At 67.5% G+C, this 22,593-nt stretch carries 21 protein-coding genes; 14 read left to right on the top strand and 7 right to left on the bottom strand.

The genetic code is table 11. The features are described 5' to 3' along the window. Window positions 1-182: 182 nt before the first annotated feature. The 6 genes from AC3WMA_RS11720 to AC3WMA_RS11695 all read left to right on the top strand — a co-directional run bounded on the left by AC3WMA_RS11720 (window position 183) and on the right by AC3WMA_RS11695 (window position 7,757). On the top strand, window positions 183-2,387 hold the full coding sequence (locus tag AC3WMA_RS11720; protein ID WP_492285529.1) for a primosomal protein N': 2,205 nt from the start codon (window positions 183-185) through the stop codon (window positions 2,385-2,387). Window positions 2,388-2,595: 208 nt separating this feature from the next. Next, complete coding sequence (locus tag AC3WMA_RS11715) at window positions 2,596-3,165, top strand: F0F1 ATP synthase subunit delta (RefSeq protein WP_492285528.1); 570 nt, start codon at window positions 2,596-2,598, stop codon at window positions 3,163-3,165. Further along, window positions 3,165-4,697 carry a F0F1 ATP synthase subunit alpha gene (gene atpA, locus AC3WMA_RS11710; RefSeq protein WP_492285527.1) on the top strand — a complete coding sequence of 511 codons (1,533 nt, stop codon included), beginning with the start codon at window positions 3,165-3,167 and terminating at the stop codon, window positions 4,695-4,697. Before AC3WMA_RS11715 ends, atpA begins: the two co-directional genes overlap by 1 nt. A gap of 104 nt (window positions 4,698-4,801) precedes the next feature. After that, window positions 4,802-5,671, top strand: a complete 870-nt coding sequence (locus tag AC3WMA_RS11705) for a F0F1 ATP synthase subunit gamma (protein ID WP_492285526.1) — start codon at window positions 4,802-4,804, stop codon at window positions 5,669-5,671. A gap of 74 nt (window positions 5,672-5,745) precedes the next feature. Further along, window positions 5,746-7,230 (top strand): F0F1 ATP synthase subunit beta, encoded by a 1,485-nt coding sequence (atpD, locus tag AC3WMA_RS11700; RefSeq protein ID WP_377841771.1) that lies wholly within the window; start codon window positions 5,746-5,748, stop codon window positions 7,228-7,230. A gap of 113 nt (window positions 7,231-7,343) precedes the next feature. Next, window positions 7,344-7,757 carry a F0F1 ATP synthase subunit epsilon gene (locus AC3WMA_RS11695; RefSeq protein WP_492285525.1) on the top strand — a complete coding sequence of 138 codons (414 nt, stop codon included), beginning with the start codon at window positions 7,344-7,346 and terminating at the stop codon, window positions 7,755-7,757. Window positions 7,758-7,937: 180 nt separating this feature from the next. Here the strand turns inward: AC3WMA_RS11695 and AC3WMA_RS11690 are convergent, their stop codons facing one another. Beyond that, window positions 7,938-8,429 carry an RNA pyrophosphohydrolase gene (locus AC3WMA_RS11690; RefSeq protein WP_492285524.1) on the bottom strand — a complete coding sequence of 164 codons (492 nt, stop codon included), beginning with the start codon at window positions 8,427-8,429 and terminating at the stop codon, window positions 7,938-7,940. A 46-nt stretch (window positions 8,430-8,475) separates the two neighbouring features. Further along, window positions 8,476-8,781: an ArsR/SmtB family transcription factor gene (locus AC3WMA_RS11685; RefSeq protein ID WP_492285523.1), complete on the bottom strand. Its 306-nt coding sequence runs from the start codon at window positions 8,779-8,781 to the stop codon at window positions 8,476-8,478. A gap of 92 nt (window positions 8,782-8,873) precedes the next feature. On the opposite strand from AC3WMA_RS11685, the gene AC3WMA_RS11680 reads away from it, so the two are divergent. The 3 genes from AC3WMA_RS11680 (at window position 8,874) to AC3WMA_RS11670 (ending at window position 13,007) form a co-directional block, all read left to right on the top strand. Next, the gene (locus tag AC3WMA_RS11680) at window positions 8,874-9,974 is read left to right on the top strand and encodes an NADH:flavin oxidoreductase/NADH oxidase (RefSeq protein ID WP_492285522.1); all 1,101 of its coding nucleotides are present in this window, start codon (window positions 8,874-8,876) and stop codon (window positions 9,972-9,974) included. A 258-nt stretch (window positions 9,975-10,232) separates the two neighbouring features. Beyond that, window positions 10,233-11,294: an ABC transporter substrate-binding protein gene (locus AC3WMA_RS11675; protein WP_492285521.1), complete on the top strand. Its 1,062-nt coding sequence runs from the start codon at window positions 10,233-10,235 to the stop codon at window positions 11,292-11,294. A gap of 96 nt (window positions 11,295-11,390) precedes the next feature. Beyond that, complete coding sequence (locus AC3WMA_RS11670) at window positions 11,391-13,007, top strand: AMP-binding protein (RefSeq protein ID WP_492286096.1); 1,617 nt, start codon at window positions 11,391-11,393, stop codon at window positions 13,005-13,007. Here AC3WMA_RS11670 and AC3WMA_RS11665 read toward each other — a convergent pair. The 4 genes from AC3WMA_RS11665 to AC3WMA_RS11650 all read right to left on the bottom strand — a co-directional run bounded on the left by AC3WMA_RS11665 (window position 12,976) and on the right by AC3WMA_RS11650 (window position 17,934). Continuing rightward, complete coding sequence (locus tag AC3WMA_RS11665) at window positions 12,976-14,127, bottom strand: GNAT family N-acetyltransferase (protein ID WP_492285520.1); 1,152 nt, start codon at window positions 14,125-14,127, stop codon at window positions 12,976-12,978. The two genes, AC3WMA_RS11670 and AC3WMA_RS11665, sit on opposite strands and share 32 nt — an antisense overlap. 112 nt (window positions 14,128-14,239) lie before the next feature. Continuing rightward, window positions 14,240-15,349 (bottom strand): CobW family GTP-binding protein, encoded by a 1,110-nt coding sequence (locus AC3WMA_RS11660; protein WP_492285519.1) that lies wholly within the window; start codon window positions 15,347-15,349, stop codon window positions 14,240-14,242. Window positions 15,350-15,437: 88 nt separating this feature from the next. Next, window positions 15,438-16,319, bottom strand: coding sequence for an EamA family transporter (locus AC3WMA_RS11655; protein WP_492285518.1), 882 nt, complete (start codon window positions 16,317-16,319; stop codon window positions 15,438-15,440). Between the two features lie 37 nt (window positions 16,320-16,356). Further along, window positions 16,357-17,934 (bottom strand): D-alanyl-D-alanine carboxypeptidase family protein, encoded by a 1,578-nt coding sequence (locus AC3WMA_RS11650; RefSeq protein ID WP_492285517.1) that lies wholly within the window; start codon window positions 17,932-17,934, stop codon window positions 16,357-16,359. Window positions 17,935-18,141: 207 nt separating this feature from the next. Here AC3WMA_RS11650 and AC3WMA_RS11645 point away from each other — a divergent pair, with 207 nt between their 5' ends. The 5 genes from AC3WMA_RS11645 to AC3WMA_RS11625 all read left to right on the top strand — a co-directional run bounded on the left by AC3WMA_RS11645 (window position 18,142) and on the right by AC3WMA_RS11625 (window position 22,290). Next, the gene (locus AC3WMA_RS11645) at window positions 18,142-19,047 is read left to right on the top strand and encodes an EamA family transporter (RefSeq protein ID WP_492285516.1); all 906 of its coding nucleotides are present in this window, start codon (window positions 18,142-18,144) and stop codon (window positions 19,045-19,047) included. 139 nt (window positions 19,048-19,186) lie between these two features. After that, the gene (locus AC3WMA_RS11640; protein ID WP_492285515.1) at window positions 19,187-20,356 is read left to right on the top strand and encodes an acetyl-CoA acetyltransferase; all 1,170 of its coding nucleotides are present in this window, start codon (window positions 19,187-19,189) and stop codon (window positions 20,354-20,356) included. A gap of 35 nt (window positions 20,357-20,391) precedes the next feature. After that, window positions 20,392-21,585, top strand: coding sequence for an MFS transporter (locus AC3WMA_RS11635; protein WP_492285514.1), 1,194 nt, complete (start codon window positions 20,392-20,394; stop codon window positions 21,583-21,585). Between the two features lie 69 nt (window positions 21,586-21,654). Then, the gene (locus AC3WMA_RS11630) at window positions 21,655-21,888 is read left to right on the top strand and encodes an AbrB/MazE/SpoVT family DNA-binding domain-containing protein (protein ID WP_492285513.1); all 234 of its coding nucleotides are present in this window, start codon (window positions 21,655-21,657) and stop codon (window positions 21,886-21,888) included. After that, window positions 21,889-22,290, top strand: coding sequence for a type II toxin-antitoxin system VapC family toxin (locus AC3WMA_RS11625; RefSeq protein ID WP_492285512.1), 402 nt, complete (start codon window positions 21,889-21,891; stop codon window positions 22,288-22,290). Window positions 22,291-22,299: 9 nt separating this feature from the next. Here the strand turns inward: AC3WMA_RS11625 and AC3WMA_RS11620 are convergent, their stop codons facing one another. After that, a complete protein-coding gene (locus tag AC3WMA_RS11620; protein WP_492286095.1) occupies window positions 22,300-22,572 on the bottom strand; it encodes a BolA family protein in 273 nt (90 codons plus the stop codon). Window positions 22,573-22,593 lie beyond the last annotated feature (21 nt).

The raw sequence follows: 22,593 nt of genomic DNA, 5'->3' as shown, positions 1-22,593 counted from the left end.
TGACGCTCCTGCCTTAACACCAGCCGAATCGATGCTAGATACGAGGACGAAACACGCCGTCATCCCGGACAAGCCGCGTCAGCGGCGCCGATCCGGGATCCATCGTAGAGCGCGGCGCCCTATGATGGATCCCGGATCTCCGCTTCGCTCCGTCCGGGATGACGGCGGTAGTATTTTTGGCGATGGCGCAGTTCGACCTGATCAACGACGACATGAGCGAAGAGGCGCCGGCCGGCACGGTCGACGTGCTGATCCCGCTCGGGCTCGACCAGGCGTATAGCTATGCCGTGCCGGCCGGGCTCGTGCTCAAGCCGGGCGATGTCGTGCAGGTGCCGCTCGGCCCGCGCGAGACCGTCGGCGTCGTCTGGGATGTCGGCAGCGGGCGCGGCAGCAACCTTAAGAAGGTCACCGGCAAATACGACATGCCGCCGCTCGATCCGGCGCTGCGCAAGCTCGTCGACTGGGTCGCCTGGTACACGCTGGCGCCGAAGGGGTCCGTGCTGGCGCTGGCCTTGCGCCGTCAGCCGGACGAGACGCCCGAGCGGCCGAAGCTCGGGGTGAGGCTCGCAGGCCCGCCGCCCGGACGGATGACGCCGGCGCGGGCGCGCGCCATCGCGGCTGCCGAGGGCGGTCTGCTGATCGCGAAATCGGCGCTGGCCGAGGCGGCTTCGGTGAGCGCGGCTGTGATCGATTCCCTCGTCGATGCCGGCACCTTCATCGTCGAGCCCATGCCGCGCGAGGCGATCGCGGCCTTGCCCGATCCCGACCATGCCGTACCGGAGCTGTCGGGAGGGCAAGCGGAGGTCGCGCAGGCGCTCGTCGCATCCGTGCAGGCGAAGGCGTTCGGCGTTTCGCTGCTCGAAGGCGTCACCGGCTCGGGCAAGACGGAGGTCTATTTCGAGGCGGTGGCGGAGGCGATCCGGCTCGGCCGTCAAAGCCTGATCCTGATGCCGGAGATCGCGCTGACCGCGCAGTTCATCGACCGGTTCGAGGCGCGCTTCGGCGTCAGGCCGGGCCTGTGGCATTCGGCTGTGACCGGCCGCAAGCGCGAGCGCCTGCAGGCCGCGATCGCGTCCGGTGAGGCCAAGGTGGTGGCCGGTGCCCGCTCGGCCCTGTTCCTGCCCTATAGCGATCTTGGCCTCATCGTCGTCGATGAGGAGCATGAGAGCGCCTACAAACAGGAAGACGGCGTTTCCTACCATGCCCGCGACATGGCGGTGGTACGGGGCCGGATCGAGAACGCGCCCGTGGTTCTCGCTTCCGCGACGCCCTCCTTGGAGACCCGCGTCAATGCCGAGCGCGGGCGTTATGCGCATCTCAAGCTGCCGGAGCGCTTCGGCGGGCGCGAATTGCCGCAGCTCGGTCTCGTCGACCTGCGCCGCGACAAGCCGGAGCGGGGGCGCTGGCTCTCGAGCGCGCTGATCAAGGCGGTGGAGGCCAATCTGGAGGCGAAGGAGCAGTCGCTGCTCTTCCTCAACCGGCGCGGCTATGCCCCGCTGACGCTCTGCCGCGATTGCGGCCATCGCTTCCAGTGCCCGAATTGCTCGGCCTGGCTGGTCGACCATCGCTTCCGGCGGGCGCTGGTCTGCCATCATTGCGGCCATGTCGAGCGCCGGCCGCATGAATGTCCGGCCTGCCATAAGCCAGATAGCCTGATCGCCTGCGGTCCGGGCGTCGAGAGGCTCGCCGAGGAGGTCGCGACGCTTTTTCCACAGGCACGTTCGATCGTGCTCTCCAGCGATTTCCCGGGCGGGACGGAACGATTGAAGCAGGAGCTGATGGCCGTGGCCGAGGGCGAGTTCGACATCGTCATCGGCACGCAGCTCGTCGCCAAAGGTCATAATTTCCCGGGCATGACGCTGGTCGGCGTGATCGATGCCGATCTCGGCCTGACCTCCGGCGATCCACGCGCGGCGGAGCGAACCTTCCAGGCACTCAGGCAGGTCACGGGCCGCGCAGGGCGAGGCGAGAAGCCGGGGCGCGCCCTGCTTCAGACGCATGACCCCGAGCATCCCGTGCTCAAAGCCCTGATCTCGGGCGATCCGGAGCGGTTTTATGCCGCAGAGGAGGCTTCGCGGGAGGCCGCGGGCCTGCCGCCCTTCGGGCGCCTGGCGGCGCTGATCGTCTCCGCCAACAGTCAGGCGGAGGCCGAAAGCCACGCAAGAGCGCTGGCGCGCTGTGCCGACGCCGGCGACGGAATCATGGTGCTGGGGCCGGCGGAAGCGCCTCTGGCGGTGCTGCGCGGGCGCCATCGCATGCGCCTGATCGTCAAGACGGGGCGCGAGATCAACCTGCAGGATTACCTGCGCGGCTGGCTGAAACGGGCGCCCCGGCCGAAGGGGTCGGTCCGGGTCGCGGTCGATGTCGATCCGCAAAGCTTCCTTTGAACGGCTGAAAGGCGCGGCAAAATCGCCGCTTATGAAGGGCAATCAGCGATTGCGCGGCCCGGAACCACATGCTAGTGCACCGCCACATTTCGGTCGCGAAGTCGTCTTGCCGGCTTTGCGCCTATGATACTCGCAGCGTCGGGACCATGCACTCCACCTTCGTCAGGAAGGTCGCCGGTGTGGTTCCTTGAAACGAGAGACGGGAAGCGTGGCTGAAGGCGGATCGCAGGGGGCATTGGTGTCGGGCGTAGCTCAGCGCTATGCCACCGCTTTGTTCGAGCTGGCTGAGGAGACGGGTGCGATCGACACCGTCGCGGCCGCTCTGGATAGCTTCAATGGCCTGCTCGCCGAGAGCGAGGACCTCCGTCGCCTGATCGAGAGCCCGGCCTTCACCGCCGAGGAGCAGGTCGCGGCGATCAAGGCCGTGCTCGAGAAGGCCGGGATCACCGGCATTGCCGCCAATTTCATCGGCCTCGTCGCCAGCAAGCGCCGCCTCTTCGCGCTGCCGGGCATGATCGTCGGCTACAAGCGTCTGGTCGCCGAGGCCAAGGGCATCGTCTCCGCCGAGGTGACGGTCGCCGAGGAGCCCACGGCCAAGCGCGTCGACGAGATCCGTGCGGCGCTGAAGGGCGTCGCCGGCAAGGATGTCGACGTCTCGATCAAGATCGACCCGACCCTGATCGGCGGGCTCATCGTCAAGATGGGCTCCCGCATGGTCGACGCGTCGCTGAAAACCAAACTCAACTCAATTCGTCTTGCCATGAAAGAGGTCGGCTGATGGACATCCGCCCCGCTGAAATCTCCGCCATTCTGAAGGCTCAGATCTCGAATTTCGGCTCGGAAGCTTCGGTCACCGAAGTCGGCCAGGTTCTCTCCGTCGGTGACGGCATCGCCCGCGTCTACGGCCTCGACAAGGTCCAGGCCGGTGAGATGGTCGAGTTCGAGTCCGGCGTGCGCGGCATGGCGCTCAACCTCGAGAGCGACAATGTCGGCGTCGTGATCTTCGGTTCCGACCGTGAGATCAAGGAAGGCCAGACCGTCAAGCGCACCGGCGCCATCGTCGACGTTCCCGTCGGCAAGGAGCTGCTCGGCCGCGTCGTCGACGCTCTCGGCAACCCGATCGACGGCAAGGGCCCGATCAAGGCCAAGGCCCGCGCCCGCGTCGACGTCAAGGCGCCCGGCATCATCCCGCGCAAGTCGGTGCACGAGCCGATGGCGACCGGCCTCAAGGCGGTCGACGCCCTGATCCCGATCGGCCGCGGCCAGCGCGAGCTGATCATCGGCGATCGCCAGACCGGCAAGACCGCGATCGCGCTCGACACGATCCTGAACCAGAAGCCGCTGAACGCCGAAGGCGCGCCGGAGAGCCAGAAGCTCTACTGCGTCTACGTCGCCGTCGGCCAGAAGCGCTCGACCGTCGCCCAGCTCGTGAAGGTGCTCGAAGAGCGCGGCGCGATGGAGTACTCCATCGTCGTGGCGGCCACCGCCTCCGACCCGGCCCCGATGCAGTTCCTGGCGCCGTTCGCCGGCTGCTCGATGGGCGAGTTCTTCCGCGACAACGGCATGCACGCCGTCATCATCTATGACGACCTCTCCAAGCAGGCCGTCGCCTACCGCCAGATGTCGCTGCTGCTGCGCCGCCCGCCGGGCCGCGAGGCCTATCCGGGCGACGTGTTCTATCTCCACTCCCGCCTGCTCGAGCGCGCGGCGAAGATGGGCGAGGCCGCCGGCCTTGGCTCGCTGACGGCTCTGCCGGTCATCGAGACGCAGGCGAACGACGTCTCCGCCTACATCCCGACCAACGTGATCTCGATCACCGACGGCCAGATCTTCCTGGAGACGGACCTGTTCTACCAGGGCATCCGCCCGGCCGTGAACGTCGGTCTCTCGGTGTCGCGCGTCGGTTCGTCGGCGCAGACCAAGGCCACCAAGAAGGTCGCCGGCAAGATCAAGGGCGAGCTCGCCCAGTATCGCGAGATGGCCGCCTTCGCCCAGTTCGGTTCGGACCTCGACGCGGTCACGCAGCGCCTGCTCAACCGCGGCGCCCGCCTGACCGAGCTCCTGAAGCAGCCGCAGTTCTCGCCGCTGAAGATGGAAGAGCAGGTCGTCGTGATCTATGCCGGCGTGAACGGCTATCTCGATGCGCTGCCGGTCAACAAGGTCCGCGCCTTCGAGGACGGCCTGCTCTCGCTGGTGCGCGGCAAGCATGCCGATATGCTCAACGAGATCGGCACGTCGAAGGACCTGTCGGACGCCAACGCCGCCAAGCTCAAGGACATCGTCGCGAGCTACGCGAAGTCCTTCGCCTGATCATCATTGCCGGCGCGGCCGAGCCCTGAGCTCCGCCGCGCTGCTTCTCTGGATTGCTTCGTTGCCGCGCCCGCTGCGGCTGACGAGTAGGGGATCAAGATCGGATGCCGTCCCTTAAGGACCTACGCAATCGCATCGCTTCGGTGAAGTCGACGCAGAAGATCACCAAGGCCATGCAGATGGTCGCGGCTGCGAAGCTGCGCCGCGCGCAGACGGCCGCCGAGGCCGCGCGCCCCTATGCCGAGCGCATGGAGACGGTGCTGTCGAACCTCGCTTCCGGCGTGTCCGGTTCGAGCGCGCCGCGCCTCATCGCCGGCACGGGTTCGGACAAGGTGCATCTGCTGCTCGTGCTGACCGCCGAGCGCGGCCTGTGCGGCGCCTTCAACTCCTCGATCGCGCGCCTCGCCCGCGACAAGGCGAATGCGCTGAAGGCCGAGGGCAAGACGGTCAAGATCATCTGCGTCGGCAAGAAGGGCTACGACATCCTGCGTCGCCAGTTCGCGGCGGAGATCATCGAGTTCATCGACCTGCGCGAGTTCAAGCAGGTCGGCTTCGCCAATGCGGAGGCGATCGCCCAGAACGTGCTGGCCCGCTTCGCCAACGGCGAGTTCGATGTCGCGACGCTGTTCTTCTCGCGTTTCCGCTCGGTGATCGCCCAGATCCCGACCGCGCAGCGCATCATCCCGGCCGAGATCCCGGAAGGGACGAAGCAGACCGACGCCGTCTACGATTACGAGCCGGACGAGGGCGAGATCCTGGAAGCGCTGCTGCCGCGCAACCTGACCGTCCAGGTCCTGCGCGGGCTGCTCGAGAACGCCGCCTCCGAACAGGGCGCGCGCATGTCGGCGATGGATTCCGCCACGCGCAACGCCGGCGAGATGATCAAGAAGCAGACGCAGATCTACAACCGCTCGCGCCAGGCGATGATCACGAAGGAACTGATCGAGATCATCTCCGGCGCGGAAGCGCTCTAACCGCCTAATCTTCGCCGGTGGCGCAAGCCGCCGGCTGCCGTCACATCCGAATGCGCTAGTCCCGAGGTTCCGCCATGGCCAAAGCCGCTACCAAGACCACCAAGAAGACCGCCGAGAAGCCCGCCAACACCGGCACCGGCCGCGTTGCCCAGGTCATCGGCGCCGTCGTCGACGTGCAGTTCGACGGCGCCCTGCCGGAGATCCTGAACGCGCTCGAGACCGACAACCTCGGCAACCGCCTCGTCCTCGAGGTCGCCCAGCATCTCGGCGAGAACACCGTCCGCACCATCGCGATGGACTCCACCGAAGGCCTGGTCCGTGGCCAGTCGGTCACCGATACCGGCGCCCCGATCGCGGTTCCGGTCGGCGATGAGACGCTCGGCCGCATCATGAACGTCATCGGCGAGCCGGTCGACGAAGCCGGCCCGATCCTGACCTCCGCCACCCGCGGCATTCACCAGCCGGCCCCGGCCTATTCGGAGCAGTCGACGGAAGCCCAGATCCTCGTCACCGGCATCAAGGTCGTCGACCTGCTGGCGCCTTACGCCAAGGGCGGCAAGGTCGGCCTGTTCGGCGGCGCCGGCGTCGGCAAGACCGTGCTGATCATGGAGCTGATCAACAACGTCGCGAAGGCCCACGGCGGCTACTCCGTGTTCGCCGGCGTCGGCGAGCGCACCCGTGAGGGCAACGATCTCTACCACGAGATGATCGAGTCCAACGTCAACAAGAACCCCAAGGAGAACAACGGCTCGACCGCTGGCTCCAAGTGCGCCCTGGTCTATGGCCAGATGAACGAGCCCCCGGGCGCCCGCATGCGCGTCGCTCTCGCCGGCCTGACCATCGCCGAGGACTTCCGCGACAAGGGCCAGGACGTTCTGTTCTTCGTCGACAACATCTTCCGCTTCACGCAGGCCGGCTCGGAAGTGTCCGCGCTGCTCGGCCGTATTCCGTCGGCTGTGGGCTATCAGCCGACGCTGGCGACCGACATGGGCAACCTGCAGGAGCGCATCACCACCACGAATAAGGGCTCGATCACCTCGGTGCAGGCGATCTACGTCCCGGCCGACGACCTGACCGACCCGGCGCCCGCGACCTCGTTCGCCCACTTGGATGCGCGTACCGTGCTGTCGCGTTCGATCGCGGAAAAGGGCATCTACCCGGCGGTCGATCCGCTCGACTCGACCTCGCGCATGCTCTCGGCCGATATCGTCGGCGAGGAGCACTACGACGTCGCGACCCGCGTTCAGCAGACCCTCCAGCGCTACAAGTCGCTGCAGGACATCATCGCGATCCTGGGCATGGACGAGCTCTCGGAAGACGACAAGCTGACCGTGGCGCGCGCCCGCAAGATCGAGCGCTTCATGTCGCAGCCGTTCTTCGTCGCGGAAGTCTTCACCGGTTCGCCGGGCAAGCTCGTCCCGCTCGAGGACACGATCAAGGGCTTCAAGGGCCTGGTCGAGGGCAAGTACGACCACCTGCCGGAAGCGGCCTTCTACATGGTCGGCTCGATCGACGAAGCCGTCGAGAAGGCCCAGCGCCTGGCCGCCGAGGCCGCGTAAGCGACCGAATGCGTCATCCCCGGGCTTGCCCCGGGGATCTCATGACCAGAAACCGCTGGTTTCCGAGATGGCCGGGTCAAGCCCGGCCATGACGAGCCGGGGAGAATGAAACGATGGCCACCTTCAAGTTTGAACTCGTCTCGCCGGAACGCATCCTGTTCTCGGGCGACGTCGTCAGCGTCATCATCCCCTCGGTCGAGGGCGAGATGACCGTGCTCGCGGGCCACGCGCCGCTCGTCGCGACGCTCAAGGCCGGTATCGTTTTCGTCCAGACGACCGAGAGCAACGGCAAGGAATTCTTCATCAACGGCGGCCTTGTCGAGGTCAACCAGAATTCGACGACGATCCTGGCCGAGCAGGGCCGCTTCATCGAGGACGTCGACACCGCCGTTCTCGACGCCGAGATTCTGACCGCTGAGACCCGTCTCGCCGGTTCGCATAATGACGACGAGAAGAAGCGTCTGCACGATACGCTGGTGCAGCTGCGCGAGTTCAAGCACGTCTTCGAGCAGCGCAAGGCGGCGTGATCGGCCGTTCAGCTTCGGATTTCGGAAGGGCCGCGTGAGCGGCCCTTTTTCGTGAGAGGCCGACACTCGCGTCATGCTCGGGCTCGACCCGAGCATCTCAAGCCGGGTGAGGCTCCTGCACCTTCTCGTCGCGAGATTCTCGGGTCTGCGCTTCGCTTCGCCCGAGAAAGACGACCCAGTTCAACGCGCAAATTGTGCAAACGCCTGCGCCACCTTCTCGTAGACCGGACGCTTGAACGGCACGACCAGGCCCGGCATCTCTGCGAGCGGGCACCAGCGCCATTCGCTGAATTCCGGCGGCTCGTCGCCATTGGGCTTGCCGATATCCATCGCGCTCTCGCTGCCGGCGAAGCGGAAGGCGACCCAGCGCTGACGCTGGCCCCGGAAGGCGGCGAGCTTGTGCCAGGGGCCGTCATAGGGCGGGAAATCGTAGCTCCACCACTCATCGGTCACGGCGAGCAACTCGGCTTGCGTGACGCCGGTTTCCTCTTCCAATTCGCGGCGGGCGGCGGCGACGATGTCCTCGTCCGGGTCGATGCCGCCTTGCGGCATCTGCCAGTCTAAACCGGGCAGGACGATTTCGGGGCCAGCGCTATGCGAACGGCCGGCGAAGACGAGGCCCTGCGCATTGAACAGGGCGATGCCGACATTGGGACGGTAGGGGAGGTTCATGGCGCGAACATAGGACGAGGCTAGACGAAGCGGAACCGGTCGTGGTTCAGCCGTTCGACTTGGGAACGACGCAGGCGAGCAGGCCGGGGAAGCGCTGCTCGATATCGTCGCGGCGGAGCGCATTCATCCGGGTGACGCCCTCGTTGCGGGTGCGGATCAGGCCGGCCTCGCGCAGCACGCGGAAATGGTGGGAGACGCTCGATTTCGGCCGGTCGCCCTCCAGGGCCTGGCAGCTCTGCTCACCTTCGACCGCGAGCCGGCGTACGACTTCAAGCCGGAACGGGTCGCTCAGCGCGTGGAAGACGTCTTCGAGCGCGATTTCTTCGGAGGCGGGCAGGCGGGCATGTCGCATGGATGCAGCCTATCACAGGGTTTTGAACTTGCCAAAGTTCGAAAAATATCGAACTATCGAAACATAGAACCCCCCCCGTGTGGAGCCGCATCATGCCTGGCCTGTTTGATCCCTTCAGCCTGAAGGACGTCACCCTTCGCAATCGCATCATCGCCTCGCCGATGTGCCAGTACATGGCGCAGGACGGCGTCGCCAACGAGTGGCACCGGGCGCATCTCGCTGGGCTCGCGCGTGGCGGCACTGGTCTCGTCGTGATCGAGGCGACCGGCGTTTCGCCGGAGGGGCGGATCACGCCCGGCTGCCTCGGGCTGTGGAATGACGGACAGGCGGAAGCGCTGGCGCCGATCGTCGCGGAGATGCGCAAGGCCGGCGCCGTCACCGGCATCCAGATCGGCCATGCCGGGCGCAAGGCCAGCGCCAACCTGCCCTGGGAAGGCGACGACCATATCCCGGCCAATGACGAGCGCGGTTGGGAGACGATCGCGCCGTCGGCGGTCGCGCATGGCGGCGGGCTGCCGCGCGTGCCGCGCGCGATGACCACGGCCGATATCGAGCGCGTGCGGAACGATTTCGTCGCGGCGGCGGAGCGCGCCCGCGATATCGGCCTCCAGTGGCTGAAGCTGCACTTCGCTCATGGCTATCTCGCGCAGAACTTCCTGTCGCCGCATGCCAACAAGCGCGAGGATTCCTATGGCGGCAGCTTCGAGAACCGGAGCCGGTTCCTGATCGAGACGCTCGCCGCCGTGCGCAAGGTCTGGCCGGAGAACCGGCCGCTCTCCGCCCGGCTCGGCGTGATCGAATATGACGGTCGCGACGAGGAAACACTGGCCGAAGCGATCGAGCTGGTGAAGCGCCTCAAGGACGAGGGGCTCGATTTCATCGATGTCAGCGTCGGCTTCTCGACCACCGAGGCGAAGATTCCGTGGGGTCCGGCCTTCCTGGGCCCGGTCGCCGAGCGGGTGCGCCGCGAGACCGGCCTGCCGGCCTCGACGAGCTGGTATATCAGCAAGCCCGAGCAGGCCGATGCGCTGGTGCGGGAAGGCAAGGTCGATCTGGTGACGCTGGGCCGGCCGCTTCTGGCCGATCCGCACTGGCCCTATGCGGCGGCGCAGGCGCTCGGCGTCGAGAACCCGGCCTGGGCGACCCTGCCGGCACCCTATGCGCATTGGCTGGCGCGCTACCGCGCCGCCTGAGGGCGTTTCATCCGCAAAATGGGGTGCTGCGATGAGGGGCCGTTCGGCCCCTCATTCGTTTGCAGGAAGGACAGCGGCCGATCCACTGCGAGAATGGCGTGGGCCTGCCTCTCTAAGGGAGACCGCAAGGACCGGCCCGATCTGAAATCGCGACGGAACTTCCGTCACGTTGACGGCATTTCAACATTTTATGATGTCAGGAAGACGGGATGCACGGATATGCCGTGTCCCAGACAGCATGGCGCCCGGAGGCCAGACATGCCGATCGCTTCGCCCTCTCGTTCCTCGATGCTGTGCCGACGCGGGTTCGGTCAGCTGGCGGTGGGAGCCGTGGCGGCCTGTATAGGAGGCGTTGGTGCGGCGCGTGCGCAGGGCAGCACGGCGGTCCGCTTCGCGCTGGACCGGCGTTTCGATGCGCTGACGGCGCCGTTCCTGGCGGCGCAGGATAAGGGCTATTTCGGCACCGAGGGGCTCGATGTCGTGATCGAGTCTGGCAATGGCGCGCGGGCCATGCTCCAGCGGCTTGCATCGGGAGCGCAGGATGCCGGTTTCGGCGACATCAACGCGCTGATCCGTTTCCGCGACGAGAATCCGAGCTCCGATCTCAAGGCCGTGATGATCGTCCATGACCGGCCGGGCTATGCCGTGATCGGCCGCAAGAGCCGGGGTATCACCACCGCGCCGACGAGCCTCGAAGGCCGCAAGCTCGGCACGGCCAGCATCGATGCCAGCTTCGCGCAATGGCCGCTGTTCAAGAGCCTCAACAAGATCGACGACAGCAAGATCCGCATCGAGACCATCGGCCTGCCGGTGCGCGAGCCGATGCTGGCCTCGGGCGAGATCGATGCGCTCTTCGCCTTCGGCCCTTCGACCGCCGTCGCCTTGCGGGCGCGGGGCGTACCGGGCGACGATATCGTGCTGATGGAAATGGCCGAGCATGGCCTCGTGCTCTATGGCAGCGCGGTGATCGTCTCCGGCAAGCTCCTTGCGAGCAAGCCGGACGCCGTGCGCGGGCTGGTGCGCGCCGTGATGCGCGGCATTCGCGATGTCGCCGTCAATCCGGGCGCCGGGGCGCAATTCGTTCTGCGCCGCAACGAGAGCGCCCAGGTCGAGGTCGAGCGCGACAAGCTCGCCGCCGTCATCGAACGGAATGTGCTGACGCCCTATGTGCGTGCGTATGGCCTGGGCGGGATCGACCGCGAGCGCTGGGCGCAGGCGCTGGGCCAGCTCGCACTGGCGGGTGCGTTCCGCGACAAGGCGCGGGCGGGCGATGCCTTCACCGATGCCTATCTCCCCCCCGCCAGTGAACGCATGTTCTGAGCGCATCGTTACGCTGGGAGATGATACGCAAGACGCGGGTGACAGGGGGGAACGGCCTGCCTATCGTGCCGCGCCTTCCACCGGACACGTATCTTGATCCTGCCAGACCTGACCGATTACGCCGCGTTGCGCGAGGGCTTCCGCTGGCGCATTCCCGATCGCTACAACATCGCCGTCGACGTCTGCGATCGCTGGGCCGCTATTGCCCCTGATCGTCCGGCGATCATCGAGGTCTCCACGGATTGGCAGGTGAGCCCGGTCAGCTTCAGCTGGCTGCGCGAGCATTCCAATCGCCTGGCGAACGCCCTGCGGGCGCGTGGTGTCGGCCGCGGAGACCGCATCGCCATCCTGCTGCCGCAGGGGCGGGCGGTGCTGGCGGCGCATCTCGCGGCTTACAAGCTCGGCGCGATCGCCGTGCCGCTGGCGGCCTTGTTTGGCGTCGATGCATTGGCCTATCGCCTGACTGATTCCGGGGCCAAGGTCGTGGTCACCAATGCCGGCGGCCTGGCGAAGCTCGGCCAGATCACCCAGCCGCTGCCGGAGCTCGCCTTACGCATTTCCACCGACGGCGCCGATGGCGCGGTGGAAGGCTGGGACGCGCTACTGGCGGAGGGCAACCCAGAATTCACGCCGGTCGAGACCACGCCGGACGATCCGGCGCTGATGATCTATACCTCGGGCACGACGGGCAACCCGAAGGGCGCGCTGCACGGCCACCGCGTCCTGCCGGGTCATCTGCCGGGCGTGCAGATGCCGCATGAATTCATGCCGCGGCCCGGCGACCTCGCCTGGACGCCGGCCGATTGGGCCTGGGCCGGTGGCTTGCTCAACATGCTCTTGCCGGCGTTGCATTTCGGCGTCGCGGTGGTGGCGCGGCCGGTGACGCGTTTCGAGCCGGAGGAGGCCTATCGGCTGATCCAGGATCTCGGCATCCGCAACGCCTTCGTGCCGCCGACGGCGCTCCGGATGATGCGCGGCGCCGGTAGCCCGCAGGGACGCTGGAACCTCAATCTGCGTACCGTCGCCGCGGCGGGCGAGGCGCTCGGTGCCGAGACGCTGGAATGGGGGCGCGAGGCGCTTGGGCTGACCATCAACGAGGCCTATGGCCAGACCGAGTGCAATCTCGTGCTGGCGTCGAGCGCGGCGCTCGGCATCAGCCGTCCGGGCGCGATCGGCAAGGCGGTGCCCGGCCACGAGGTCGCGATCATCCGGCCGGACGGCACGGTCTGCGCCGCTGGCGAAGAGGGCCAGATCGCGGTGCGTCGGCCCGATCCGGTGATGTTCCTGGAATATTGGCGCAATCCGGAAGCGACGGCGGCCAAGTTCGTCGGCGACTGGATGACGACCGGCGACGAGGGCGTCGAGGACGAGGACGGCTATGTCCGCTTCATCGGCCGCGACGACGACGTCATCACCTCCTCGGGCTATCGCATCGGCCCGGGCGAGATCGAGGATTGCCTGCTGCGCCATCCGGCCGTGGCGCTGGCGGCGGCGGTCGGCAAGCCCGACCCCCTGCGCACCGAGATCGTCAAGGCCTTCGTCGTGCTGAAGCCGGGATATGGCGGCTCGAAGGCCCTGGTCTCCGAGCTTCAGAGCTTCGTGCGGGCGCGGCTCTCCGCCCATGAATATCCGCGCGAGATCGCCTTCCGCGACGAGCTGCCGCTGACGACGACCGGCAAGATCATCCGTCGACTGCTGCGGGCCGAGGCCTGAACAGCGCGCGCGCCATGCGCTCGCGCATATGAATGGCCAGGTCGGCCGGCCGGCGTGCGCGTTGTTGCGGACGCCGGGTCAGGTTGATCGTGCCGAAGGCTTCGTCACGGGCGCCGAAAAGCGGCAGGCCGCCGGGCAAGAGGATCTGCCGGGCGGGGTGCGCCTTGCGCATCATGGCGAGCAGCATCGGCAAGGGCTCCAGATCCGCATAGGCCTCGTCGCCGACGCCGTGATAGAGCCAGCAGGACACGCCCTTTCCGAGCGTGAGTGCGGCGGCGATCGGCCTCTCGTCAAGCACGAGAATGGCGATGCGGCAGAGCTTCTGCCGGCCGAGATCGCGGCTCATGCTGCGCAAGAAGCCGACCTCGCGGGTATCCTGCAAAGTCGCCTTGCCGGCCCGGCCGCGCGAGCCGGAGGCCTCGATCGCCAGCAGGATCTCGACGGCATCGCGTCGGTCGGCCTGGTTCGTGGCCTCGGCGAGGACGAGGCGGCCCTTGTCGCGCAGGGTTTCGTCGGAGGTGGCGATCCGGGCGGTCGGCGGCAATTCGAGCGCTCGCCCGACAAGCGGCTGCCAGCCGACGGCCACGCCATGCCTGTCGGCAACGCGCGCGAGCGTGGTCGCGAAGGCGCCTGCCGGGTCGATTCCCGACAGGGAGAACACCGCGGAGACGCTGCTGAGCCCACGCCAGTCGCGGAGGAAGGCTGCGAGCGTGGAGGCGGCGAAGGTGCTGTCGATCAGCGGCGTGCCGTTCAACAGGCGCGGATCGGCGAAGCCTTCCAGCGTATCGGACGCGAGGAGGCGGCGGCGTGTCCGGCAGGGAACGAGTCCGACGAGTCGGCGCCGTTCCGAGCCGGGATTTCCCTGCCAGAGCAACATGAGTTCGGCGTCGCGGAAGGAGACGAGATGCTGTGCGGCGGCGAGCGCGAAGCCCGGCTCGAGGCAGGGATTGGCTTCGAGAGCGCGGCTCGCAAGGTCCGCCCATTCGTGGCGGATGGAATCGCAGGCGCCGAGAGCCTTCAACTCGCTGTAGATCGCCGCATCGGGATGGGGTGGCGGCAGGTTCGGCAGGATCGCTGTCGCGCTGCCTTCGGTCGCCGCCAGAGCTCTGATCGTGCTCATCTGCCCCGTACCCTTCCTGGATCGTTCCGGCGCATGGCTGTGCCGGAATGACAAGGCGCGCAGGCGCGCCTCGTGGCTTGCAGGGTTGGGTTCAAGAAACGGGCCGGGGGAATCAGGCGGTTTGCGGTTGCGCCGTTGCTTGCCCGAGGAAGGCGGACCAGAGCTTGCGGACGGTGTTCTCGTCGATGTCCTTGACGATCAGGACGAGGCGCGAGCGATGGTCGGAATCCGGCCAGGAATCGAGCTGGATCGGCGGATGCAGGATCTGCTGGACGGCGTGGACCAGCAGCGGCCGGCCGGGCTCTCCCGCGATGTCAACCAGCCCCTTGAGCCGCAGCAGGCGCGGGCCGTGGATCGAGCGCAGGAGGGTCCAGAACAGCTCGAACGTGGTGCGGGCGACCGGCTGTTCGGCGGTCAAGACGAAGGCGCGGATCGAGGCGTCGTGGCGGTTGACGTCATGCGGGTCCTGTCCATGGGCGTGATCGTGACCATGGTGGTGGTGATCGCCGTGGTGGTGGTCGTGATCATGATGATGGTGGCGGGGCAGGGAGTCCTCGGCCAGCCAGTGGCGCAGGGCGTAGGGTTGCTTCGCGAGATCGTAGAGGCCGGCGCCGATCAGGTCGTTGGCAGGTGTGCCGGGCGGCAGAATCGCGATGCCCGGATTGAGGCCGTCGAGGCGTTCCCGCAAAGCGGCGACGGCGTCCGGTGTGGCAAGCTCGGCCTTGGTCAGGACCAGACGGTCGGCGGCGACGACCTGCCGGCGGGCTTCCTCATGCGCATCGAGCGTCGCCATGCCGTTGACGGCATCGACCAGCGTGACCACGCCGTCGAGCCGGAAGCGCATGGCGAGATAGGGATGGTTGATCAGGACGTTGAGGATCGGCGCGGGGTCGGCGAGGCCGGTGGTCTCGATGACGAGGCGCGAGAAAGGGGCGATGCGGCCGTTGTCGCGCCCGCGCAGCAGGTCCTCCAGCGTGACGATGAGATCGTCGCGGATCGTGCAGCAGAGGCAGCCGGATTCGAGGAGGATCATGTTCTCCTCGACACCCTCGATCATCAGGTGGTCGAGGCCGATCTCGCCGAACTCGTTGACGAGCACGAGCGTGCCCGCGAGTGACAGGTCTTTGAGCAGGCGGTTCAGCAAGGTGGTCTTGCCGGCGCCGAGAAAGCCGGTCAGCAGGGTCAGCGGAACGGGAAGGGGGTGGGCAGGGTCGCCGGTCATGGATCGCAGGCCTCTAGGACATCGGATCAGTCCGATGTCCCATCAAAGGAATCGATCATCTGTTCCGCGCCCAAAGGCGCGGGATGATCTAGGCAGGCACGGTGCTCCGCCTCGTTTGTTCTAGTATTACATTAGTGGCGATGGCGGCGATGACAAGAGCGCAGCCGGCATACTGCAGCGGCCCCAGCCGCTCGGCGAGCACGAAGGCGGCGATGATCACGGCGAAGACCGGCTCGGCGCAGAAGGCGAGGCCGGCGGGGCCGGGCGCCATGCGGGCGAGCGCCAGGATCTGGAACAGGAAGCCGATGATATAGCCGCCATAGGTGATGGCGACGGCGATCGGCGCGAGCAGGAAAGTCTGCGGCGGCAGGAAGCCGCCTGTCGCCAGCAGCACCAGCCCGGCGACGGGCAGGATGACGACATGTGACCAGAACAGCTTGGGCAGGGTCGGTGTCTCCGCGCAGCGGGCGGCGGCGAAGAACTGGGCGGCGGCGCAGACACTCGCCAGCCCCGCCAATGCGAGTCCGCGCGGGTCGAGCCCGAGCAGGTCCGGCCCGACGACAAGGGCGATGCCGAGGAAGGCGACGAGCGCGACAGCTAGCCTGTCGGCGCGGAAGGGGGCCGGTGTCAGCACCGGCTCAGCCAGCACGATCAGGACCGGGAAGGTGTAGAACACCACGGCGGCGACCGAGACGGGGACAAAGGCGACCGAGGAGAGATAGGCGATGCCGACCAGCGCCGTCGCCAGACCGAAGAGCAGGACGGGCTGGCGCTCTTCGCGCCGCAGGGCGAGGGAGCCACGCCAGAGATAGGTGGCGCCGCCGACGAGCACGAGCATCAGCAGGACGCGGTAGAAGACGAGCAGCGGGCCGCTCAGGCCCGCCTGTCCGGCGATCTGGGCGCTGACGATATTGGTGCCGAAAGCGGCGGCCGAGGCCAGCGCCAGGGCAAGCCCTTGGCGCTCGCTCATGCGATCCCGCTCGGGCCCCCCAGCGTCCAATCCGGCCTCAGGCGTCGCTGGCGGGCTTGGTCTTGGTGCCGGGCTTGGCCGCAGACGGCTTCACGGCGGCTTCCGCGGGCTTGGGCTTGGCCGGGAGGGTGCGTGCCGGCGGGGTCTTGATGGGCTGGGCCTTCGCCGGCTGGGCCTTGGCTGCCGCCTGCGCCTTTTCGGGCTTGGCATTGCGCGCGGCAGGCTTGATGCCGGCGGCCGCGCCCGGGCGCAGGCTCGCGGCATTGGCCGCGCCAGCCTGCACGGCGCCCTGCAGGCGCAGCGGGCCGGATTCGAAGGCATCGCTGGAGGGCTGGACCGGCGTATTCGCCGGCGCGAAGGCGTTGGCGCCGCGCGGGATCGCGCCATTGCTCGAGGCGGTGCGGCGGGTCGGCGGCATGACGAGGCCGGCGGCGACAGGGGCTTCCGGCTCGATGGTCGGGGTGCCGCGCGCGACGCGCGAGCTCGGCTGCGCCGTCACATTGGCCGCGATCGGGGCGGAGGCCGAACCGGGGCTACGCCCGAAGGAGACCTGCATCGGAACCACCTCGGCGCGGGGGCCGAGCACGACGCGCCCGCGTGGCGAGCGGGTCGCGACCGGGGCCGCCGACTGGGTGGTGAAGGCCGTGGCGAAGCGCCCGCCGTCGGAATCATTGCCGCTGGTCGCGGTTGCGGCGGCCGCGATCGGACCGGAGAGATCGGCATCGTCCGCAAGCGCGACCCCGCCGCCGCGATTGCGGACTTCGTCGCAGATATTGGGCGCGCGGGCGCCGCTGGGCGGCATCGAGGAGACGCTGTAGCCGGAGCCACCCCAGGAGGCGAAGCCCTCGTCGAGGAGCTGGGCGGCCTTGACCGTGCGGTCGGTGCCCGAGGTCGAGCCCAGCACGACGGCGATGAGCGTGCGCCCGCCGCGGCTCGCGGTGGCGACGACGTTGAAGCCGGAGGCGCAGGTGAAGCCGGTCTTCATGCCGCCGATACCGGAATAGCGCCCGACCAGCCCGTTGGTGTTGTGCATTACCTGCTTGCCGAGCTGTACGGCCGAGGTGCCCCAGTAATCGGAGTACTGCGAGAAATCATGCATCAGCGCCATGGCGAGCACGGCGAGGTCGCGGGCGCTGGTCTGCTGGTCCGGATGGTCCCAGCCATTGGGATTGACGAAACGGGTGTCGCGCATGCCGAGGCGCTGGGCCTCCGCATTCATCATGGCGACGAAGGTCGGAACGTCGCCGCCGACGCCTTCGGCCACGACATAGGCGATGTCGTTGGCCGATTTCACCATCATGATGCGCAGCGCGTTGTCGAGCGTGATCTCCGACCCCGGCCTTGCATAGACCTTCACACGGGGCTGGCTCGCGGCGAGCTTCGAGACCGGGATCGCGGTCTCCAGCCCGAGGCGTCCTTCCCGGATCGCCTTCAGCGCGAGATAGAGCGTCATCATCTTGGTCGTGGAGGCGGGGCGCCAGGCCTGGCTGCCGTTCTCGCTCGACAGCACGGAGCCGCTGGACGCGTCGATGACGAGGCTCGTCCCAGCTGAGGCCGGTCCGGTCAGAACGGCGCCAAGGACGAAAGCGGCGGCTGCGAGGCGGGGAGCGATCATCGGGCGGTCTTGAACCTGTCTTGCTCGGAGCGGTCTTGTGGCGGGTGACGACGGCGCAGGGTTCAACGCGACGCATGCGGCAATTTCGAGACGGCCGCCGCATTCGTCCGCCCGTGAATGCATACCTACCCTCTGCGCAGCGATTTGCCTAGCTGCGGCGGCCGGTCCACAAGCGGCGGGTTCTCCTGCTTTTCCGAGGCTTGTCGCGTGGCTTTCGGCCTTCTCTGGATACCGGCGACGATCGCCGCCTCGCTCCTGCAGACCGCGCGCAATCTGGCGCAGCGCTCGCTCACCGACATCATCGGCGTCGTCGGCGCGACGCAGGTACGCTTCCTGTTCGGCCTGCCCTTCGCAATCCTGTTCCTCGCACTCGCCTGCCTCGGCCTACAGCGCCTGCCGCCCGATATCGGCATGGCCTCGCTCGGCTACACGCTCTGGGGGGCGCTGACGCAGATCGCGGCGACCGCCCTGATGCTGGCGGCGATGCGCGAACGCTCGTTCGCGGTGACGACCGCCTATACCAAGACCGAGCCGGTGCAGGTCGCGCTGTTCGGCGCCCTGCTGCTCGGCGACGCGCTGACGCCGATGAAATTCCTGGCGATCGCGATCGCGACGGCCGGTGTGATCGTGGTGTCGTGGAAGCCTGGCGAGAAGCTGACCCGGGCGGGCTTGCGGCCGGCCGTATTCGGCATCGTCTCGGGAGCCTTCTTCGCATTGTCGGCGATCGGTTTCCGCGGCGGCATCCAGGCCTTGCCGGAGGGCTCGTTCCTGATCCGCGCCTCGACCATCCTCGTGCTCGGCCTCGGGCTCCAGACCTTGCTGCTGGTGATCTACATGCTGGTCGCCGACCGGCAGGCGCTGATCCTCAGCCTGAAGAGCTGGCGCCGCTCGCTTTCGGCCGGGTTCCTCGGTGCCGCCGCTTCGCAATTCTGGTTTATCGGCTTCTCCCTGACGACAGCAGCCAATGTCCGCACGCTGGCGCTCATCGAGGTGCCGCTGGCGCAGATCGCCTCGCGCAAATTGTTCGCGGAAGGCACGAGCCGGCGCGAGATGCTGGGCATGGCGATGATCGTCGGCGGGGTCGGGCTGCTGCTCTCGCTGGCGTTGCAGTGACCCGGCCGGCCGGCTAGTGCTGGAGGCAGAAGCCTTCGCCAGCCGATCCGCGCACGGCCACCATGCGCGGATACCGGCTTGCCGGGCGGCGCAAGGCTGCCAAGATAACGTGTAGCTGCACAGTAAGGGAGATTTCGCCATGAGCGCTGCGATCGTCGGCTGGGCCCACACACCGTTCGGCAAGCAGGATGCCGAGACCGTCGAAAGCCTGATCGTGCGGGTCGCGGTCGAGGCCCTGGTCGATGCCGGCATCACCGCCGACGATGTCGACGAGATCGTGCTCGGCCACTACAACGCCGGCTTCTCGGCCCAGGATTTCACGGCCTCGCTCGTGCTCCAGGCCGACCCCGCGCTGCGCTTCAAGCCGACGACCCGCGTCGAGAACGCCTGCGCCACCGGTTCGGCCGCGGTGCATCAGGGCGTCCGCGCGATCAAGGCCGGCGCTGCCAAGGTCGTGCTCGTCGTCGGCGTCGAGCAGATGACGAAGACGCCCGGCCCCGAGATCGGCAAGAACCTGCTCAAGGCCTCCTATCTCCCCGAGGATAGCGAAGTGCAAGGTGGCTTCGCCGGTGTCTTCGGCAAGATCGCGGCAGCTTATTTCCAGCGCCATGGCGACCAGTCCGACGCGCTCGCGATGATCGCGGCGAAGAACCACAAGAACGGCGTCGCGAACCCCTATGCCCAGATGCGCAAGGATCTCGGCTACGCCTTCTGCCGCGAGGAGAGCGAGAAGAACCCCTATGTCGCCGGTCCGCTGAAGCGCACCGACTGCTCGCTGGTCTCGGACGGCGCCGCCGCGCTGGTGCTGGCCGACGAGGAGACCGCTCTGCGCATGCGTCGCGCCGTCGGCTTCCGCGGCATGGCCCATGTCCAGGATTTCCTGCCGATGTCGAAGCGCGACATCCTGAAATTCGAGGGCGGTGCGCTCGCCTGGAAGCAGGCTCTGGCCAATGCCGGCGTGACGCTCGACGATCTCTCCTTCGTCGAGACGCATGATTGCTTCACCGTTGCCGAGCTGATCGAATACGAGGCGATGGGCCTGACCAAGGAAGGCGACGGCGCCCGCGCCATCAAGGAAGGCTGGACGCAGAAGGACGGCAAGCTGCCGGTCAACGTCTCCGGCGGCCTCAAGGCCAAGGGCCACCCGATCGGCGCGACCGGCGTCTCGATGCATGTGCTCTCGGCCATGCAGCTGGTGGGCGAGGCGCCGGAGGGCATGCAGCTCGACAGCCCGCGCCTTGGCGGCATCTTCAACATGGGCGGGGCAGCGGTCGCCAACTACGTCTCCGTGCTCGAACGCATCAAGTAAGCCTGCGATCGGCCGGCAGAAGCGGAATTTCCGACGTGATCGTCTTCATTGCGCTGCTGCCGGCTTATGTCCTCTCGATCTTCTATCGCTCCTTCCTGAGCGTGATCGCCGGACCGGTCATGGCCGATCTCAACATCGGCCCGGCTGCGTTCGGCCTGCTCGGTGCTGCCTGGTTCATGGCCTTCGCGCTAGCGCAATTCCCGGTCGGCTGGGCGCTCGACCGGCTCGGACCGCGCCGGACGGTGGCCTTCGCGATGGCGATCGGCACCGTCGGCGCCTTCCTGCTCACGCAGGCCGGCAGCGCGGGCATGGCGGCCTTCGCGATGGCGCTGATCGGCATCGGCTGCTCGCCGGTCTTCATGTCCTCGCTGTTCCTGTTCGCGCGCAATGCCGCGCCGGAGCGTTTCGGCCTGCTCACCTCGCTGTTCATCGCGCTGGGCTCGCTGGGCAATATCGCGGGCGCCGCGCCGCTCGCCATCGCCGCCGGGCATTTCGGCTGGCGCGGCGCGATGATGGCGATGGCCGTCGGCTTCCTCGTCGCGACCGTGCTGGCGGTGGCGCTGGTGCGCGATCCGCCGCCGCGCCCGGCTTCGGCCAAGCCAGACGAGGGCCTGCTGCAAGGGCTCGCCAGCATTCTGGCGCTCAAGCCACTCTGGCTGATCGCGCCCTTGACCATCACCGGCTATGCCATCGTCGCGACGGCACGCGGGCTCTGGATCGGGCCGTTCATGACGCAGGTCCATGGCTTCGATCCGGTCTCGGCCGGCCATGCCGCCTCGATCATGGCGGCCGCGATGATCGTCGGCGCCTTCATCTATGGCTGGCTCGAAAGCCGCACCGGCCGCGCCAAGACGATCGTCACCTGGGGCACGCTATTGACGGCGCTCGGCTTCGCCGCGCTGGCGCTGAGCGGGCAGCAATCGCATCTGACGGCGGTGGCGCTGTTCTCGCTCGTCGGTGCTGCCGGCTTCACCTATGCGATCCTGATGGCGCATGCGCGGCAGTTCTTCCCCGAGCATCTGATCGGGCGCGGCATGACCTTCGTGAACTTCCTCTTCATCGCGGGGGCGGGGGCGCTGCAGTCGGTTTCCGGCTGGTTCATCGCCGAGCAGCGCGCGGCCGGGCTCGACGCGGCCACGACCTTCGCCAACCTGCACTGGGCCTTCGCCGCGCTGCTGCTGGCCTCGGTCGCGGTTTACGCGCTGTCGCCGGCACGGCCGAAGCGCTGACGATCGATCTCCCTTGCTGCTGGGTGTGGCAGGTATTACTTTTCCCTGGAGAGTAATACGGAGGCTGCGATGGCGACGACGGTCACCAGCAAGGGGCAGGTCACGATCCCCAAGGCCGTGCGCGACAGGCTCGGCATCAAGCCGGGCCATGCGGTGGATTTCCGGGTGGAGCCGGACGGCAAGGTCGTGCTGCTGAAGGCGAATGCGGAAACGCTGCGAAGCCGGCTTGAAGCGTTGCGTGGCATCGCCGGGCCGGGGCCGAGCACGGATGAGATCATGGAAATGTCGCGTGGCGAGGACTGAGTGGTCCTCGTTGATAGCAACGTCTTGCTCGATCTCTTCACGGGCGACCCGGAATGGAGCCCTTGGTCGATCGCGCGGATCGAGGAGCTTTCGGCGGAAGCGCCGCTCGTTATCAATGATATCGTCTATGCGGAGGTGTCGATCCGCTTCGGCAGCGTCGGCGAAGTCGATGATGCAATCCGGCAGGCCGGACTTCAGATGAACGCAATACCCCGACAGGCATTGTTCCATGCAGGCAAGGTCTTCAGGCGCTATCGTGCAGCCGGGGGCAATCGCACCGGTGTCCTGCCGGATTTCTTCATCGGTGCGCATGCCGAGACGAAAGGCCTGCGCCTGCTCACCCGCGATGTCCGGCGCTACAGGACCTACTTCCCCTCGGTCGAGCTGATCGCGCCGGATTAAGCACGAGCTTCAGCCCTCTCCCGGAGCCTTCGCCGCGATCGCTAGGGCATGGACGCGGTCTGCCAGCTCCTGCGCCAGCGCGGCGTTGACGAGGCGGTGGCGCTCCAGCCGGGACTTGCCGGAAAAGGCCGCCGACACGATATTGACGCGGAAGTGAGTCTCGCCGCCTTCGCGCCAGCCGCCATGGCCCTGATGCTGGTGCGATTCGTCGATCACCTTCAGCTCCTGTGGCGCAAAGGCCTCGGTCAGCTTTCGCGTGATTCTTTCGCTGATTGAGGTCATGATCGCGCCACCGTTGCCATG

Source organism: Allobosea sp. FW305-C-101 (assembly GCF_058783685.1).
Note: the sequence above shows the minus strand (reverse complement) of the source record. Positions and strands in the feature narration are given on the sequence as shown.

Bases quoted from the DNA above. Each gene is read 5' to 3' on its own strand.
- AC3WMA_RS11720 (WP_492285529.1), top strand. From the start codon at position 183: ATGGCGCAGTTCGACCTGATCAACGACGACATGAGCGAAGAGGCGCCG.
- atpA (WP_492285527.1), top strand. From the start codon at position 3,165: ATGGACATCCGCCCCGCTGAAATCTCCGCCATTCTGAAGGCTCAGATC.
- AC3WMA_RS11705 (WP_492285526.1), top strand. From the start codon at position 4,802: ATGCCGTCCCTTAAGGACCTACGCAATCGCATCGCTTCGGTGAAGTCG.
- atpD (WP_377841771.1), top strand. From the start codon at position 5,746: ATGGCCAAAGCCGCTACCAAGACCACCAAGAAGACCGCCGAGAAGCCC.
- AC3WMA_RS11695 (WP_492285525.1), top strand. From the start codon at position 7,344: ATGGCCACCTTCAAGTTTGAACTCGTCTCGCCGGAACGCATCCTGTTC.
- AC3WMA_RS11690 (WP_492285524.1), bottom strand. From the start codon at position 8,429: ATGAACCTCCCCTACCGTCCCAATGTCGGCATCGCCCTGTTCAATGCG.
- AC3WMA_RS11685 (WP_492285523.1), bottom strand. From the start codon at position 8,781: ATGCGACATGCCCGCCTGCCCGCCTCCGAAGAAATCGCGCTCGAAGAC.
- AC3WMA_RS11680 (WP_492285522.1), top strand. From the start codon at position 8,874: ATGCCTGGCCTGTTTGATCCCTTCAGCCTGAAGGACGTCACCCTTCGC.
- AC3WMA_RS11675 (WP_492285521.1), top strand. From the start codon at position 10,233: ATGCCGATCGCTTCGCCCTCTCGTTCCTCGATGCTGTGCCGACGCGGG.
- AC3WMA_RS11665 (WP_492285520.1), bottom strand. From the start codon at position 14,127: ATGAGCACGATCAGAGCTCTGGCGGCGACCGAAGGCAGCGCGACAGCG.
- AC3WMA_RS11660 (WP_492285519.1), bottom strand. From the start codon at position 15,349: ATGACCGGCGACCCTGCCCACCCCCTTCCCGTTCCGCTGACCCTGCTG.
- AC3WMA_RS11655 (WP_492285518.1), bottom strand. From the start codon at position 16,319: ATGAGCGAGCGCCAAGGGCTTGCCCTGGCGCTGGCCTCGGCCGCCGCT.
- AC3WMA_RS11650 (WP_492285517.1), bottom strand. From the start codon at position 17,934: ATGATCGCTCCCCGCCTCGCAGCCGCCGCTTTCGTCCTTGGCGCCGTT.
- AC3WMA_RS11640 (WP_492285515.1), top strand. From the start codon at position 19,187: ATGAGCGCTGCGATCGTCGGCTGGGCCCACACACCGTTCGGCAAGCAG.
- AC3WMA_RS11630 (WP_492285513.1), top strand. From the start codon at position 21,655: ATGGCGACGACGGTCACCAGCAAGGGGCAGGTCACGATCCCCAAGGCC.
- AC3WMA_RS11620 (WP_492286095.1), bottom strand. From the start codon at position 22,572: ATGACCTCAATCAGCGAAAGAATCACGCGAAAGCTGACCGAGGCCTTT.